The following is a 15,486-nucleotide window of genomic DNA, read 5'->3' on the forward strand; positions in this document are numbered from 1 at the left end:
ACGGGCAGGCTACGCGATAGGTGCGGAAACGATTGGCAGCACGCGCTCATCAGGACAAGACTGGGACCCGAACCCTCAGGGTCTTACAGGACAAGCGTACTGCTAGGATTGAGGGCGCCGCCGACACAGCCCGTCGCGGCGATGACTAAACGGGAGTTGATGTGAGCAGTAAGGATTCCGTTAATTCGTTCGGAGCCCGCGACACACTGAAGGTCGGGGACCAGAGCTACGAGATCTACCGCCTGGACGCGGTGCCCGGCACCGAGAAGTTGCCCTACAGCCTGAAGGTCCTCGCCGAGAATCTGCTTCGCACCGAGGACGGCGCGAACATCACCAAGGAGCACATCGAGGCCATCGCCGGCTGGGACCCCGCCGCCGAACCGAGCATCGAGATCCAGTTCACCCCGGCCCGGGTGATCATGCAGGACTTCACCGGCGTGCCGTGCGTCGTCGACCTGGCCACCATGCGCGAGGCCGTCGCCGCGCTCGGCGGCGACCCGGACAAGGTGAACCCGCTCTCCCCCGCCGAGCTGGTCATCGACCACTCGGTGATCCTCGACGTCTTCGGCAATGCCGGCGCCTTCGAGCGCAATGTCGAACTCGAGTACGAACGCAATGGCGAGCGCTACCAGTTCCTGCGCTGGGGCCAGGGCGCCTTCGACGACTTCAAGGTCGTCCCGCCCGGCACCGGCATCGTGCACCAGGTCAACATCGAGTACCTGGCCCCCACCGTGATGGTCCGCAACGGTAAGGCCTACCCGGACACCTGCGTGGGCACCGACAGCCACACCACCATGGTCAACGGCCTGGGTGTGCTGGGCTGGGGCGTCGGCGGTATCGAGGCCGAGGCCGCGATGCTGGGCCAGCCCGTCTCGATGCTCATCCCCCGCGTCGTCGGCTTCAAGCTGACCGGCGAGATCAAGCCCGGCGTGACCGCCACCGATGTGGTGCTGACGGCCACCGACATGCTGCGCAAGCACGGCGTGGTCGGCAAGTTCGTCGAGTTCTACGGCAAGGGCGTGGCTGAGGTCCCGCTCGCCAACCGCGCAACCCTGGGCAACATGAGCCCCGAATTCGGTTCCACGGCAGCGATTTTCCCGATCGACGAAGAGACGATCAAGTACCTGCGGCTGACCGGCCGGTCCGATGAGCAGCTGGCTCTCGTCGAGGCCTACGCCAAGGCGCAGGGCATGTGGCACAACCCGGACAAGGAACCCGTCTTCTCCGAGTACATCGAGCTGGACCTGTCCACCGTGGTGCCCTCGATCTCGGGCCCCAAGCGCCCGCAGGACCGTATCGAACTCACCGATGCCAAGAACGCGTTCCGCAAGGACATCCACAACTACGTCGAGGAGAACCACCCGACGCCGGAGACCAAGCTGGACGAGGCCGTCGACGAGTCCTTCCCGGCCAGCGATTCCGTCTCGCTCTCGTTCGCCGATGACGGTGCTGTCGACGCTCATCCGTCCGCCGCCAATGGCAGCGAGGGGCGTCCGTCCAAGCCGGTCAAGGTGCGCTCCGCGGATCGCGGCGACTTCGTGCTCGATCACGGCGCCGTCGTCGTCGCGGGCATCACATCCTGCACCAACACCTCGAACCCGACGGTGATGATCGGTGCGGCGCTGCTGGCCAAGAAGGCCGTCGAGAAGGGCCTGACCTCCAAGCCGTGGGTGAAGACCAACATGGCACCGGGCTCACAGGTGGTCACCGACTACTACAACAAGGCCGGGCTGTGGCCGTACCTGGAGAAGCTCGGCTACTACCTGGGCGGCTACGGCTGCACCACCTGTATCGGTAACACCGGGCCCCTGGCGGATGAGATCTCGGCGGCCATCAACGACAACGACCTCTCGGTGACCGCGGTGCTGTCAGGCAACCGCAACTTCGAGGGCCGCATCTCCCCCGACGTCAAGATGAACTACCTGGCCTCACCGCCGCTGGTGATCGCCTACGGCATCGCGGGCACGATGGACTTCGACTTCGAGTCGGACCCGCTCGGCACCGATCACGACGGCAATGACGTGTTCCTCAAGGACATCTGGCCGACGGGGGCCGAGATCGAGGAGACCATCACCTCATCGATCAACCGCGAGATGTTCACCGATTCCTACGCCGATGTCTTCAAGGGTGACGAGCGCTGGCGTTCGCTGCCGACACCGGAGGGCAACACCTTCGAGTGGGACGACAACTCCACCTATGTCCGCAAGCCTCCGTACTTCGACGGCATGCCCGCCGAACCGGAGCCGGTCAAGGACATCACCGGAGCGAGAGTTCTTGCTCTGCTGGGCGATTCGGTGACCACCGACCACATCAGTCCGGCCGGTGCCATCAAGCCGGGCACCCCGGCGGCGCAGTATCTGGACGCCCACGGCGTGGAGCGCAAGGATTACAACTCGCTGGGCTCACGCCGTGGCAACCACGAGGTGATGATCCGCGGCACCTTCGCCAACATCCGGCTGAAGAACCAGCTGCTCGACGATGTGTCCGGCGGCTACACCCGCGACTTCACGCAGGATGGTGGCCCGCAGGCGTTCATCTACGACGCCTCGGAGAACTACCAGAAGGCGGGCATCCCGCTGGTCGTGCTGGGCGGCAAGGAGTACGGCTCCGGTTCGTCGCGGGACTGGGCGGCCAAGGGCACCAGCCTGCTTGGCGTGCGCGCGGTCATCACCGAGTCATTCGAGCGCATTCACCGGTCGAACCTGATCGGCATGGGCGTCATCCCGCTGCAGTTCCCCGCAGGCGAGTCGGCGGCGTCGTTGAAGCTCGACGGCACCGAGGTGTTCGACATCTCGGGCATCACGGACCTCAACGAGGGCAAGACGCCCAAGACCGTGCACGTCACCGCCACCAAGGAGGACGGCACAAAGGTCGAGTTCGACGCGATCGTGCGTATTGACACGCCCGGCGAGGCGGATTACTACCGCAACGGCGGCATCCTGCAGTACGTGCTGCGTAACATGCTCAAGTCCTAACCGGAATCGATAAGAGCCGGAACCGCAGAAGAGAAGGGCATCTCGTTGCCCCGGGTAACCGACGACCACCTTGCGGCGCGCCGTCGCCAGATCCTTGACGGCGCCCGCAGGTGTTTTGCTCAGTACGGCTATGAGAGTGCGACCGTGCGACGGCTCGAACAGACAGTCGGGCTGTCGCGCGGCGCAATCTTTCATCACTTTCGGGACAAGGACACACTGTTCTTCGAACTCGCGCGAGAGGACGCCGAGCGGATGGCCGACGTCGCGGCACGCGAGGGTTTGATCCAGGTCATGCGTGACATGTTGGCCGCCCCCGACCAGTTCGACTGGTTGGCGACGCGGTTGGAGATATCCCGCAAGCTGCGCAATGACCCCGCGTTCCACGCCGGCTGGGCGGAACGCTCAGCCGAACTGTCGACGGCGACCACCGAACGGCTCCGTCGCCAGAAGCTCGCGGGACGGCTTCGCGACGATGTGCCGAGCGGCGTGCTCCAGATCTATCTGGATCTTGTTCTCGACGGCCTGATCGCCCGCCTGGCCGCAGGCGACGATCCGGAGAGTCTCAGCGCGGTACTCGACCTCGTCGAGGAGTCGGTTCGACAGAGGTGAGTCCGGCTTGCGCGTGCGGTGCTATCTAGCTGCGGGTGCGGTGATTGGGTCCGCCACGACTACGCATGGGCGTCCCAGACTCCCGCAGCATGGCGTGAATCGACCCGTAGGACCGGCCCGTATCCGCCGCCAGCGTGCGGATGCTGGCTCCCTGCTCGTAGGCACGGCGCAGCTCATCGAGTAACTGATCGCGCGACTTGTCTCCGTAGTTCATCGACACCTCCCAGCGTTCATCGTGGACGGTTACCCGCATTGCTGCGGGTTCAACCTGAACCGCCCCCGATGCCGCGTTCGATGCCGTGTGCAGCGTTTTACGGTCGCACTCAAGCCAATTCGATGAGATCCCGGTACTCGTCGGACCAGTAGTCCTCTGTTCCGTCGGGAAGCAATACGACGCGCTGCGGATCCAGCGCCTCTGCGGCGCCCGGATCGTGGGTGACCAGCACGACCGCTCCCTGATAGCTACGCAGAGCGTCGAGCACCTGCTCACGCGATGCGGGGTCGAGGTTGTTGGTGGGTTCGTCGAGCAGGAGCACGTTCGCGGTGGACGCGACGAGTCCCGCCAGCGCGAGACGGGTCTTCTCGCCGCCGGACAACGTGCCCGCGGGCTGATCGAGCTGCGCGCCGGTGAACATGAAGGCGCCGAGCAGGCTGCGCAGATCCTGTTCCCCGGTGTCGGGTGCGGCGAAACGGATGTTCTCCCACACCGACGCGAGACCGTCGATGGTGTCGTGCTCCTGCGCGAAGTATCCGAGCTTGAGACCGTGTCCGGGCTCGATCGCACCCGCGTCCGCAGCCTCGGCTCCCGCGAGGATGCGCAGCAGGGTGGTCTTACCCGCGCCGTTGAGGCCGAGGATCACGACGCGTGAGCCCTTGTCGATCGCCAGGTCGACGCCGGTGAAGATCTCCAGCGAACCGTAGGTCTTGGTCAGCCCCTTGCCCACCAGAGGTGTGCGACCGCACACGGCGGGCGTGGGGAACCTGATCTTGGCGACCCTGTCGGCCACCCTCTCGTCATCCAGCTCGCTGATCATCCGCTCGGCGCGCCGCAGCATGTTCTGTGCCGCAACCGCCTTGGTGGCCTTCGCGCCCATCTTCGCGGCCTGGGTGCGCAGCGCGGAGGCCTTCTTCTCGGCGTTGGCGCGTTCGCGGCGACGACGCTGTTCGTCGGTGGCACGGGCGTCGAGGTACTTCTGCCAGCCCATGTTGTACACATCGGCCTCACCACGCACGGCGTCGAGGAACCAGACCCGGTTCACCACGTCGGCGAGCAACTCCACGTTGTGGCTGATGACCACCAGGCCGCCGGTGTGATTCTGCAGGAACGTGCGCAGCCAGCCGATGGAGTCCGCATCGAGGTGGTTGGTCGGCTCGTCCAGCAGCAGCGTGGTGTCCGATCCCGAGCCGGTGTCGGAGGCAGCGAACAGGATGCGGCTGAGTTCGACGCGGCGTCGCTGGCCGCCCGAGAGCGTCCTCAAGGCCTGCGTCAGAATACGTTCGGGCAGACCAAGACTCGCACAGATCCGGCCTGCCTCGCTCTCGGCGGCGTACCCACCGAGAGCGGAGAACCGCTCCTCGAGTTCACCGTAACGGCGGACGGCCTTGTCCCGGGCGGCGTCGTCGGCCACCTCGGCCATGATCGCCTGCTGCTTCTCCAGGTCGGCGAGCAGTGTGTCGAGCCCACGCGCCGAGAGCACCCGGTCCCGCGCCAGCATGTCCAGGTCACCCTCTCGGGGATCCTGTGGCAGGTAGCCGATCTCGCCGGTGCGCTCGATGGAGCCCGCGTAAGGCTCCCCCTCGCCCGCAAGGATCCGCATGGTGGTGGTCTTGCCCGCGCCGTTGCGCCCGACGAGGCCGATGCGGTCGCCGGGCTGAATCCGCAGGGCGGCGCCCTCAATGGACAGCAGCGTGCGCGCGCCGGCGCGGACCTCGAGGTCCGTTGCGGTGATCACGCTGTTCTCCTCAGTGTGTGGGTGTTACTTGTCGTCGGTGAAGGTCGCGGGTCGGTTTTCGGCGCGCGCAGCGACCGCTTCCTCAAAGTTGGCGGTGAGTAGACGCACGAACAGCTGACCCAAGCCCTCGGCCTGCATATGACCCTCCAGGCTACCGGCGTCCAGTCCACTCCAGAGCGTGCGCTTGGTCAACTCGATTCCCGGTCGCGAGAACCCCGCGATGCGGTCCGCCATCTGGAGACACGTGTCGAGGAGTTCCTCATCGGGCACGGTGCGTGACACCAGCCCGATGCGCTCGGCCTCCTGCGCGTCGATGTCGCGGCCGGTCAGCATCAGCTCGAACGCCCGTGACGTGCCAATTGCCCGCGGGAGCAGGTAGGACAGGCCCAGTTCACTCGCCGTCAGACCGTTATTGATACCCGCCGCCCGGAAGTACGCGCCCTGCGCGGCGACACGGATATCGCACGCCAACGACAGACATAATCCGCCTCCGATCGCCGCCCCGTTGACCGCGGCGATGACCGGCTGATGCAGCTTGCGTATGGCCAGAATCACATCATCGAGCAGCTCCATCGACCGCAACGCGAAGGTGGGCCGGGTCAACCCGTCGACATGCGGTACCGAACCCGCCGACTTCTGATCGGCACCCGAGGAGAAGCCGCGACCGGCGCCCGTCAGTACGACCGCGCGCACGGCGTTGTCGTGGGTGATCTCGTCGAGCGCCTTCTTCAGCGGGACCATGACATCGAATGCCATGGAGTTCATCCGCTCGGGCCGGTTCAACGTGACCACTGCCACGTGCGGCTTCGGACGGTCGACAAGCACCAGGGGTGACGCCGTGGCCTCGTTGTTCTGCTCGCTCACACGGTGCACGCTATCGCGCGCGATGCGGCCGCCAGGATTTACTGCCCGTCGGCTGCCTTCTGCGCTGCCAACGCAGCCTCCACGTCAAGTTCCTTGAGCTGGACGATGATGTCCTCGAGGGCTTTGGGGGGAAGCGCACCGGACTGCCGGTACACCAAAACGCCCTTCTTGAACCCCATGATGGTGGGGATGCCCTGGATCTCGGCCTCACGTGCCAGCGCCTGCTCGGCGTCGGTGTCCACCTTGGCGTGCACGACGTCGGGATGCTTCTCGGACGACGCCTTGAAGGTGGGCGCGAACGCCTTACACGGGCCGCACCAGTCGGCCCAGAAGTCGACCAACACGATCTCGTTGTCGGCGATGGTTGCGCCGAACTCTGCAGCAGTGATGTCTTGCGTGCTCACGCCTCTCCTAACGTCGCTGTCCCGGGCAGTATTCCCAGCTGGGGCGCTGCCGGACTTCCTCGGCGAGTCTATCGAGGGTGTTCTCCTGTCACGGTTGACCGAGCCGCACCTGCTCCGGAGTGGGCAACTGCCAGTGCCTGCCCTGCTCGACGTCGAACGTCATCGGCCGGTACCGAAGCAGCCCACTGCCTGGGTACGGGGTGTACTCCCCGAACCAGACGTCGCCGTCGACCGCGTACAGATCGATCCTGATGAAGTCCCAGCCCGACCCGAGAGTGCTGGCGATCTCCAGCATCGTCTCCAGCTCCGGCGGCCGTGGTTCGTCGGCCACAGGCATGATCCGCCAGCACACGTCCAGTCGGTTCCAGTCTGTGTCGAGGAACGTGGCGGTCTGGGATGAGAACCGATCCCGGTTCACCTGAATGAGTTCCACCCGACCGTCGAAGACGAAGAACTTGTAGTCGGTCGGCGCCGTGCCGTCGGGGGTCGGGATGCGCTCCTCGATCAGCAGTCCCGGCTGCGCCTCGCTGTAACCCCACTCGCCCAGCGCCAACGGGCCCTTGTTGCCCCAGCCCTGCGTCTGCTTCAGCAGCGCCGCCATATCGGTCTGCGGATCGGGCCCGAAGAGCACATGTCCACTGCTGTGGTTCGGCTTCAGCACCCATGGCGGCAGAAGTGCCAGGTCCGGAGCGTCGCGCAGATCGGTGCCGAACCAGTAGGTCTGGGGGATGCGCAGCTGTGGCCCCGGGTACGCCGCCCGTGCCATCTCCTTCATGCGCATCTTGTCGCAGGCGGCGGCGATCCGGTCCCGCCGGTCGTGAAAAATCCGCCAGTTGGCCTTCTCGTTGAAGGTGCGCGGCCGACGGAAATTGCCGGGCTTGCGGATCATCCACAGGTAGAGGACGTGGCGCATCAGCCGCAGGGGTATCACGCGCACCGTCACCCAGTGCACCGCCCGCTCGACCGCGCGCATGGACGCCTTGACCGACTGCACCAGACTCCCCTGTCCGTCTCCGCGATCAATGAGCGCAACCAAGATCTGCGATTTGAGCAACTGGTTCACCACGGTTCCGCCATCACCTTCATGCCGTAGGTAGTACCAAACGCTGACAGTTCTGTGGGCGCTACGTAACGGACGTACCTGATCGAGCGCGGTACGACCGAAGGCTGGTGCGATTGTGGCGACCCAAATGGCCAACGAACTTAGCAGAGGCTAACATAACCACCTGTCGTGGTAGCAACGTTTCTCGAGTGTCGGGAACGCCGCCGCTCGGCTTCGACTTTCTTGAAGGGATCTGGCAATGCGCATCGTCTTCTTCGGCTTCCAGACTTGGGGGCGTAAGACCCTGCAGGCCTTGCTCGACCTAGGCCACGATGTGCCGCTCGTGGTCACGCATCCCGCCAGCACGCAGTCCTACAAGGCCATCTTCTCGGACTCGGTCGAGGAACTCGCGCGTGAGCAAGGCATCCCGGTTCACCTCACCGACCGGATCGACGCCGAGACCATCGATTTGGTCAAGCGATCCGAGCCCGAGGTCAACGTCGTCAACAGCTGGTACACCAAGTGGCCAGTCGAGCTGTACGACCTGCCGCCACACGGCACGTTGAACTTCCACGACTCGATGCTGCCCAAGCTCACCGGGTTCTCCCCCGTGCTGTGGTCACTGATCAGCGGCGAGAGCCACACCGGACTGACCGTCCACCGAATGGACGAAAGCCTCGACACCGGAGACATCCTCGTTCAACGATCCATGCCGATCGGCCCGAAGGACACGGGCACGGACCTGGTGCTCCGAACCATGGACCTGATCCCCGACGTACTACGCGAGGCACTCGAGGCACTCGAGTCCGGGAACGCCGTGTGGCGACCGCAGAACAAGGCCGAGCGAACGTACTTCCACAAGCGGTCCGAGCACGACAGTCTGCTCGACTGGGCTCTGCCGGCGGAGGAACTGGAGAGGTTCGTCCGTGCACTGTCCGACCCGTATCCGTCGGCGTTCAGCTTCTACCGCGGAGAGCGGATCGAGGTTCTCGCTGCGCACGTGTCCGAGGTGCGCTACGGCGGCACCGTGGGCCGCGTCATCGTGCAGGAGGGCGGCGGAGCCGTCGTGTGCGGCCCGAACGCACATCGGGGCACCAACCGTGCTCTCGTGATCACGCGAGTGCGGGGAGCCGACGGAACCGAGCGTTCCGGCAGCGAGGTGTTCGCCCGCGGTGGCTACCTGAGCCAACAGCCCTAGGCCGACCGTGGTCGCCTAGACGGTGAAGCCGAGCGCCCGCAGCTGCTCGCGGCCGTCCTCGGTGATCTTGTCAGGTCCCCACGGCGGGTTCCACACCCAGTTGATCTTAATCTCCTTGACCAGGCCCGCGCCGACGAGGGCGGTACGCGACTGGTCTTCGATCACATCGGTCAGCGGGCAGGCCGCCGACGTCAGCGTCATGTCGATGAGTGCAACCTTGCCGGTGTCACCCTCCTCGGTGGACAGGCCGTAGACGAGGCCGAGGTCCACGACGTTGATCCCGAGTTCGGGGTCGACGACATCGCGCATCGCCTCCTCCAGGTCTGCGATGAACTCCTCGTCGGGTTCGGTCGGTGCTGTGTCGCTCATCGTCACTCCTCGTGGTCTGAAGGCTTGGCCTCGGCCAAGGCTGTATTCAATGGCTTGGCCTCCGCCAAGGCGGTGTTCGATGGCTTGGCCTCCGCCAACGCAGTGTTCAATGGCTTGGCCTCCGCCAAGGCGGCCTTGAACGCCATCCAACCCAACAGCGCGCACTTGACGCGTGCCGGGTACTTGGCGACGCCGGCGAATGCCACGCCGTCGCCAATCACGTCTTCATCGCCCTCGATATTGCCGCGCGACGAGATCATCTCGGTGAACGCGGCCACCATCTTGAGTGCATCGCCGACGCTCTCGCCGATCACCTGATCGGTCAGCACCGACGTCGCGGCCTGGCTGATCGAGCATCCCTGCCCGTCGTAGGACACATCGGTGACCGTCTCGCCGTCCTCGGAAAGCGAGACCCGCAGCGTCACCTCGTCACCACAGGTCGGGTTGACGTGCTGCACCTCGGCGGCGAACGGTTCGCGCAGTCCGCGATGATGCGGGTGCTTGTAGTGATCGAGGATCACTTCCTGATACATCTGCTCCATTCGCACAGCAGACCTCAGTCCCGCCCGAAGAAGTCGATGGCCCGCGAGACACCTGCGACCAGACGGTCGACCTCATCGAGCGTGTTGTACACCGCGAACGACGCGCGGGCCGTGGCGGCGATGCCGAACCGGCGGTGCAGCGGCCACGCGCAGTGATGTCCGACGCGCACCGCGACACCGTCGTCGTCGAGTACCTGGCCGACATCGTGGGCGTGAACCCCGTCGACGACGAAGGAGACGGGGGAACCGCGGTGCTCCATCGAGGTGGGCCCGACGATCCGGACGCCCTCGACCGCCGAGAGGCCGGCCAGCGCGGCGGCCACCAACTCGTTCTCGTGCTCCTCCACCTCGGTCATCCCGATCGCACCGAGATAGCGTGCGGCCGCGGCCAATCCGACCACTTGGGATGTCATCGGCGTGCCGGCCTCGAATCGCTGCGGCGCGGGCGCGTAAGTGGTGGCCTCCATGGTGACGGTCTCGATCATCGACCCGCCGGTGAGGAAGGGCGGCATGGCGTTCAGCAGTTCGCGCCGTCCGTAGAGCACGCCGATTCCCGTGGGGCCGAGCATCTTGTGGCCGGAGAACGCGCCGAAGTCGACGTCGAGCGCGTGGAAGTCGACCGGTTGATGCGGTACCGACTGGCAGGCGTCGAGCACCGTCAGCGCGCCGACCGCCTTGGCCCGCGTTACGAGCTCGGCGACCGGCGCAACGGCGCCCGTGACGTTCGAGTGGTGACTGAACGCAACGATCTTCACGCGCTCGTCGAGTTCCAACGAGTCCAGATCGATGCGGCCGGCATCGGGTCCGTCGGTCGTGACCGAGTACCAGCGCAGCGTGGCACCGGTTCGTCGCGCCAACTCCTGCCATGGGATCAGGTTCGCGTGGTGCTCGAGTTCGGTGGTGACGATGACGTCACCGGGACCGACCGCGCGATCGAACCGGTTGTCGCCCAGCGCATAGGACACCAGGTTGATGGCCTCGGTCGCGTTCTTGGTGAACACCAACTCGTCGGAGTCGGCTCCCACGAATGCGGCGATGTCCTCACGCCCATGCTCGTAGGCGTCGGTCGACTCCTCCATCAGCTGGTGTGCACCGCGGTGCACCGCCCCGTTGGACGTCACCAGGAAGTTGCGCTCGGCGTCGAGCACCTGCAGCGGCTTCTGCGACGTCGCACCGGAGTCGAGGTAGGCCAAGCGGTTTCCACCGCGCATCTCCCGGTCCAGGATCGGGAAGTCAGACCTGATTCTGGCCAGATCGAGCGTCCTCGACGCCGCTGTCATGTCAGGCCTCAACCGCCTGCGTGAAGCGCTCGTAACCGTTTTCCTCGAGCTCGTCGGCCAGCTCCGGACCACCGGACTGGATGATCCGGCCGCCGAAGAAGACGTGCACGAACTGCGGCTGGATGTAGCGCAGGATGCGGGTGTAGTGGGTGATCAGCAGCAGGCCGCCGTGCTCGGTCTCGGCGTAGCGGTTGACGCCCTCGCTGACCACGCGCAGTGCGTCGACGTCCAGACCGGAGTCGGTCTCGTCGAGGATCGCGATCTTCGGCTTGAGCAGCGAGAGCTGCAGGATCTCGTGGCGCTTCTTCTCGCCGCCCGAGAAGCCCTCGTTCACGCTGCGCTCGCTGAAGGCCGGGTCGATGTCGAGATCGGTCATCGCTGACTTGACCTCCTTGACCCAGTGCCGCAACTTCGGCGCCTCACCGCGCACCGCGGTGGCCGCAGTCCGCAGGAAGTTCGACATCGAGACGCCGGGCACCTCGATCGGGTACTGCATGGCGAGGAACAGACCCGCGCGGGCGCGTTCGTCGATGCTCATCGCCAACACGTCCTGGCCGTCCAGCGTGATCGACCCGGATGTCACGGTGTACTTGGGGTGTCCGGCGATGGCATAGGACAGGGTCGACTTGCCGGATCCGTTGGGCCCCATCACCGCGTGGGTCTCGCCCGACTTCACGGTCAGGTTGACGCCCTTGAGGATCGGGATGTCGGTCCCGTCCTCAGCGGAGATGACGGAGACGTGCAGGTCTTTGATTTCCAGAGTGGTCATGTTTAGGCATTTCTCGATTCGGTGATGGCCAGTTCTCGTTCGATGGCTTCGGTGAGGCGCTCACGCACCTCGGGGACGGCGATCTTGGCGATGATCTCGCCGAAGAAGCCGCGCACCACGAGGCGGCGGGCCTGAGCTTCGGGGATGCCGCGGGCGCGGAGGTAGAACAGCTGCTCGTCGTCGAAACGCCCGGTGGCACTTGCGTGTCCGGCGCCGACGATCTCGCCGGTCTCGATCTCGAGGTTGGGCACCGAGTCGGCGCGCGCGCCGTCGGTGAGGATCAGGTTGCGGTTCGCCTCGTAGGTGTCGGTCCCGGTGGCCTCCGCGCGGATCAACACATCGCCGATCCACACGGTGTGTGCGTCAGGCTTCTTGGAGTCCGGATCACCCTGCAGCGCACCCTTGTACAGCACATCGGACTTGCAGTTGGGCTGTGCGTGGTCGACCAGCAGACGCGACTCGAAGAACTGGCCGTCGTCGGCGAAGTAGGTGCCGAGCAGCTTGGCATCGCCACCGGGGCCGTCGAAGCGCACGGTCGCCGTGGTACGGACGACCTCTCCGCCGAGCGTGACGTTGACATGCCCGAGCACGGCGTCCTTGCCCAGGCGGGCGTGGTGGGCGCTCACGTGCACCATGTCATCGGCCCAGTCGGCGATCCAGATCACGCCGAGGCCCGCCGAGTCACCGACGATGATCTCGATGTTGTCGGCATAGGTTCCGCTGCCACGCAGATCGACGACGACGATGGCGCGGGACAGTTCCTCGACCCGGATCTGCAAGTGCCCATAGGCCACCGCGCCCTCACCGGGACCGGTGACGACGACCTCGATGGGTTCGGCCACCTCAGTGTCGCGAGCGATGGTCACCACCGTCGCGGAGTTGAACGATGAGAATGCCTGAGCGGCAACACGATCGGTGGGCACACCACCCTGACCGAGTCGCTCGTCACCACGTCGGACCGTTTCGACCGTGACACCGGGCCGTTCGGTCACCTCGACGAGCGCGCTTCCCGTGGCGACCGCAGAACCGTCGTGCAGCCCGCGCAGTCGCTTGAGCGGTGTGAAACGCCACAGCTCGTCGCGACCGCCCGGTACCTCGAAGGCATCGACATCGAACGACGAGAACAGCTCGCCCTTGTTCTTGATGATCCCCTCGGCCGCTTCGGTCAGATTCGCTCCCACGTGAGATCCCGTCGCTTCGCTCGCTCCCACTAGCCGACCGCACCTTCCATTTGCAGCTCGATGAGCCGGTTGAGTTCAAGGGCGTACTCCATCGGGAGTTCCTTGGCGATGGGCTCGACGAAGCCACGCACGACCATGGCCATTGCCTCGTCCTCGGTCATGCCACGGCTCATCAGGTAGAACAGCTGGTCCTCGCTGACCTTCGACACCGTGGCCTCGTGGCCCATCGTGACGTCATCCTCACGGATGTCGACGTAGGGGTAGGTGTCGCTGCGACTGATCGTGTCGACCAGCAGCGCATCGCATTTCACGCTGGAACGCGAACCGTGCGCGCCCTTGTTGATCTGGACGAGGCCGCGGTAGGAGGCACGGCCACCGCCGCGCGCCACCGACTTGGACACGATGTTGGACGACGTGTTGGGCGCCAGGTGCAGCATCTTGGCGCCGGTGTCCTGGTGCTGACCCGGGCCGGCGAACGCCACCGAGAGCACCTCGCCCTTGGCGTGCTCACCGGTCATCCAGACCGCCGGGTACTTCATGGTGACCTTGGAGCCGATGTTGCCGTCGACCCACTCCATCGTGGCGCCCGCCTCGGCCCGCGCGCGCTTGGTGACCAGGTTGTAGACGTTGTTCGACCAGTTCTGAATGGTCGTGTACCGGCAACGACCGCCCGGCTTCACGATGATCTCGACGACTGCCGAGTGCAGCGAGTCACTCTTGTAGATCGGCGCCGTGCAGCCCTCGACGTAATGCACGTAGGCGTCCTCGTCGACGATGATCAGCGTCCGCTCGAACTGACCCATGTTCTCGGTGTTGATCCGGAAGTAGGCCTGCAGCGGGATGTCGACGTGCACACCCTTGGGCACGTAGATGAACGACCCGCCTGACCACACCGCGGTGTTCAGCGCGGAGAACTTGTTGTCACCCGCCGGGATCACGGTGCCGAAGTACTGCTTGAACAGCTCCGGGTGCTGCTTCAGCGCGGTGTCGGTGTCCAGGAAGATGACGCCCTGAGCCTCGAGATCCTCACGGATCGAGTGGTAGACCACCTCGGACTCGTACTGCGCGGCGACGCCGGAGACCAGGCGCTGCTTCTCCGCCTCGGGGATGCCGAGCTTGTCGTAGGTGTTCTTGATGTCGGCGGGCAGGTCATCCCACGTGGCGGCCTGCTTCTCGCTCGAGCGCACGAAGTACTTGATGTTGTCGAAGAAGATGCCATCGAGGTCGGATCCCCAGTTCGGCATCGGCTTCTTCTCGAACGTGCGCAGCGCCTTCAGGCGCATCTCGAGCATCCACTCGGCCTCGCTCTTCTTGGCCGAGATGTCGCGCACAACGGCCTCAGAGAGACCGCGCTGCGCGCTCGCGCCCGCGACGTCGGAATCAGACCATCCGTAGCCGTAGGTACCCAGGGAGGCAATTGTCTCCTCCTGGGTGAGCTGCTCGGGTGTGGTCGTCATGTCGACGCTCCTTGACTGGTAGTGGATTCGGCGCGGGCAGTGAGCCGAACGGGTTGACGCACTTCATGAATCGGATCAGGAACAAGTGGTACGTGCGTGGTGCAGGCACAGTCGCCGTTGACAATGGTCGCCAATCTCTGGACGTGAGTTCCCAGGATCTCGGCGAAGGCCTGCTGTTCGGCCTCACACAACTCCGGGAACTCCGAGGCGACATGGGATACCGGACAGTGATGCTGACAGATCTGCACGCCGTCGATCGGACCGGCCACACGTGTCGTGGTGGTGGCGTATCCGGCGTCGGTCAGTGCGGCCGACACGTCCTCGGCGGCGCTCTGCACGTCACCGCCTGCGGCGTTCTCCACGCCGGACAGGATCGTGTCGATCCGGCGGCGGGCGAACGTCCGGATGGCCTCATCGCCACCGATCTCGCGCAGCTGTCGCATCGCGGCGGCGGCCAGATCGTCGTAGGTGTGGCCGAGCTTGCCGCGGCCCGCGGCCGTCAGCTGGTACCGCTTGGCGGGCCGGCCCCGACCGTTGTGCTGCCAGGTGGCCGCGGCGTTGGCCTCGGCGTCCCCGGCGTCGATCAACGCGTCGAGGTGGCGCCGGACTCCGGCCGCGGAGATGCCCAGCCGGTCACCGATCTGACCCGCCGTCGTCGGGCCCTCGAGCAACAGCTGGACGATGGCGCTCCTAGTGTGTCCGTCAGAGGACGGCAGCACGCCGCCAGGCGCTGCGACGGCCGGAACCGTCACAGGAGCCTCCGATCGGATTTTCACAACACCATTGTGACGGAATTCGACAGAGCGGTCTAGCAAGGTGACCCTTAGGTGGACGATCCCCCATA

General features: G+C 65.4%; 15 protein-coding genes. 3 read left to right on the forward strand and 12 right to left on the reverse strand.

Annotated elements, in window-relative coordinates; genetic code table 11:
- Nucleotides 1-161: 161 nt before the first annotated feature.
- On the forward strand, nucleotides 162-2,975 hold the full coding sequence (acnA, locus tag ACZY0X_RS14350) for an aconitate hydratase AcnA (protein ID WP_463771302.1): 2,814 nt from the start codon (nucleotides 162-164) through the stop codon (nucleotides 2,973-2,975).
- A 45-nt stretch (nucleotides 2,976-3,020) separates the two neighbouring features.
- A complete protein-coding gene (locus ACZY0X_RS14355; protein ID WP_463771304.1) occupies nucleotides 3,021-3,584 on the forward strand; it encodes a TetR/AcrR family transcriptional regulator in 564 nt (187 codons plus the stop codon).
- 25 nt (nucleotides 3,585-3,609) lie between these two features.
- Here ACZY0X_RS14355 and ACZY0X_RS14360 read toward each other — a convergent pair whose 3' ends face one another.
- The 5 genes from ACZY0X_RS14360 to ACZY0X_RS14380 all read right to left on the reverse strand — a co-directional run bounded on the left by ACZY0X_RS14360 (nucleotide 3,610) and on the right by ACZY0X_RS14380 (nucleotide 7,870).
- Nucleotides 3,610-3,798 carry a helix-turn-helix domain-containing protein gene (locus ACZY0X_RS14360; protein WP_463771305.1) on the reverse strand — a complete coding sequence of 63 codons (189 nt, stop codon included), beginning with the start codon at nucleotides 3,796-3,798 and terminating at the stop codon, nucleotides 3,610-3,612.
- Between the two features lie 109 nt (nucleotides 3,799-3,907).
- Nucleotides 3,908-5,536, reverse strand: a complete 1,629-nt coding sequence (locus ACZY0X_RS14365; protein WP_463771307.1) for an ABC-F family ATP-binding cassette domain-containing protein — start codon at nucleotides 5,534-5,536, stop codon at nucleotides 3,908-3,910.
- Nucleotides 5,537-5,560: 24 nt separating this feature from the next.
- Nucleotides 5,561-6,409: an enoyl-CoA hydratase gene (locus ACZY0X_RS14370; protein WP_463771308.1), complete on the reverse strand. Its 849-nt coding sequence runs from the start codon at nucleotides 6,407-6,409 to the stop codon at nucleotides 5,561-5,563.
- Nucleotides 6,410-6,438: 29 nt separating this feature from the next.
- Nucleotides 6,439-6,804, reverse strand: coding sequence for a thioredoxin (gene trxA, locus ACZY0X_RS14375; RefSeq protein ID WP_463771310.1), 366 nt, complete (start codon nucleotides 6,802-6,804; stop codon nucleotides 6,439-6,441).
- 88 nt (nucleotides 6,805-6,892) lie between these two features.
- Nucleotides 6,893-7,870, reverse strand: a complete 978-nt coding sequence (locus ACZY0X_RS14380) for an ATP-grasp fold amidoligase family protein (RefSeq protein ID WP_463771311.1) — start codon at nucleotides 7,868-7,870, stop codon at nucleotides 6,893-6,895.
- Nucleotides 7,871-8,105: 235 nt separating this feature from the next.
- Between ACZY0X_RS14380 and ACZY0X_RS14385 the strand changes: the two genes are divergently transcribed.
- Nucleotides 8,106-9,044 (forward strand): methionyl-tRNA formyltransferase, encoded by a 939-nt coding sequence (locus tag ACZY0X_RS14385; RefSeq protein WP_463771312.1) that lies wholly within the window; start codon nucleotides 8,106-8,108, stop codon nucleotides 9,042-9,044.
- A 15-nt stretch (nucleotides 9,045-9,059) separates the two neighbouring features.
- Here the strand turns inward: ACZY0X_RS14385 and ACZY0X_RS14390 are convergent, their stop codons facing one another.
- Genes ACZY0X_RS14390 through ACZY0X_RS14420 form a run of 7 tightly spaced genes read right to left on the reverse strand, consistent with a single transcriptional unit; the run spans nucleotide 9,060 to nucleotide 15,478 of the window.
- Complete coding sequence (locus tag ACZY0X_RS14390) at nucleotides 9,060-9,413, reverse strand: metal-sulfur cluster assembly factor (protein ID WP_463771314.1); 354 nt, start codon at nucleotides 9,411-9,413, stop codon at nucleotides 9,060-9,062.
- A gap of 2 nt (nucleotides 9,414-9,415) precedes the next feature.
- Complete coding sequence (gene sufU, locus ACZY0X_RS14395; RefSeq protein WP_463771316.1) at nucleotides 9,416-9,955, reverse strand: Fe-S cluster assembly sulfur transfer protein SufU; 540 nt, start codon at nucleotides 9,953-9,955, stop codon at nucleotides 9,416-9,418.
- Nucleotides 9,956-9,969: 14 nt separating this feature from the next.
- Nucleotides 9,970-11,235, reverse strand: coding sequence for a cysteine desulfurase (locus ACZY0X_RS14400; protein WP_463771317.1), 1,266 nt, complete (start codon nucleotides 11,233-11,235; stop codon nucleotides 9,970-9,972).
- 1 nt (nucleotide 11,236) lies between these two features.
- On the reverse strand, nucleotides 11,237-12,004 hold the full coding sequence (sufC, locus tag ACZY0X_RS14405; RefSeq protein WP_463771318.1) for a Fe-S cluster assembly ATPase SufC: 768 nt from the start codon (nucleotides 12,002-12,004) through the stop codon (nucleotides 11,237-11,239).
- Between the two features lie 2 nt (nucleotides 12,005-12,006).
- Nucleotides 12,007-13,185, reverse strand: coding sequence for a Fe-S cluster assembly protein SufD (gene sufD, locus ACZY0X_RS14410; RefSeq protein ID WP_463771319.1), 1,179 nt, complete (start codon nucleotides 13,183-13,185; stop codon nucleotides 12,007-12,009).
- A gap of 29 nt (nucleotides 13,186-13,214) precedes the next feature.
- Entirely contained in the window at nucleotides 13,215-14,642 is a 1,428-nt protein-coding gene (gene sufB, locus ACZY0X_RS14415) for a Fe-S cluster assembly protein SufB (protein ID WP_463771320.1), read from the reverse strand.
- Nucleotides 14,639-15,478, reverse strand: a complete 840-nt coding sequence (locus tag ACZY0X_RS14420) for a helix-turn-helix transcriptional regulator (RefSeq protein ID WP_463771596.1) — start codon at nucleotides 15,476-15,478, stop codon at nucleotides 14,639-14,641. The genes sufB and ACZY0X_RS14420 overlap by 4 nt, the downstream gene beginning before the upstream one ends.
- Nucleotides 15,479-15,486: the final 8 nt, after the last annotated feature.

It is taken from the genome of Mycobacterium sp. IDUB_39 (assembly GCF_055419205.1).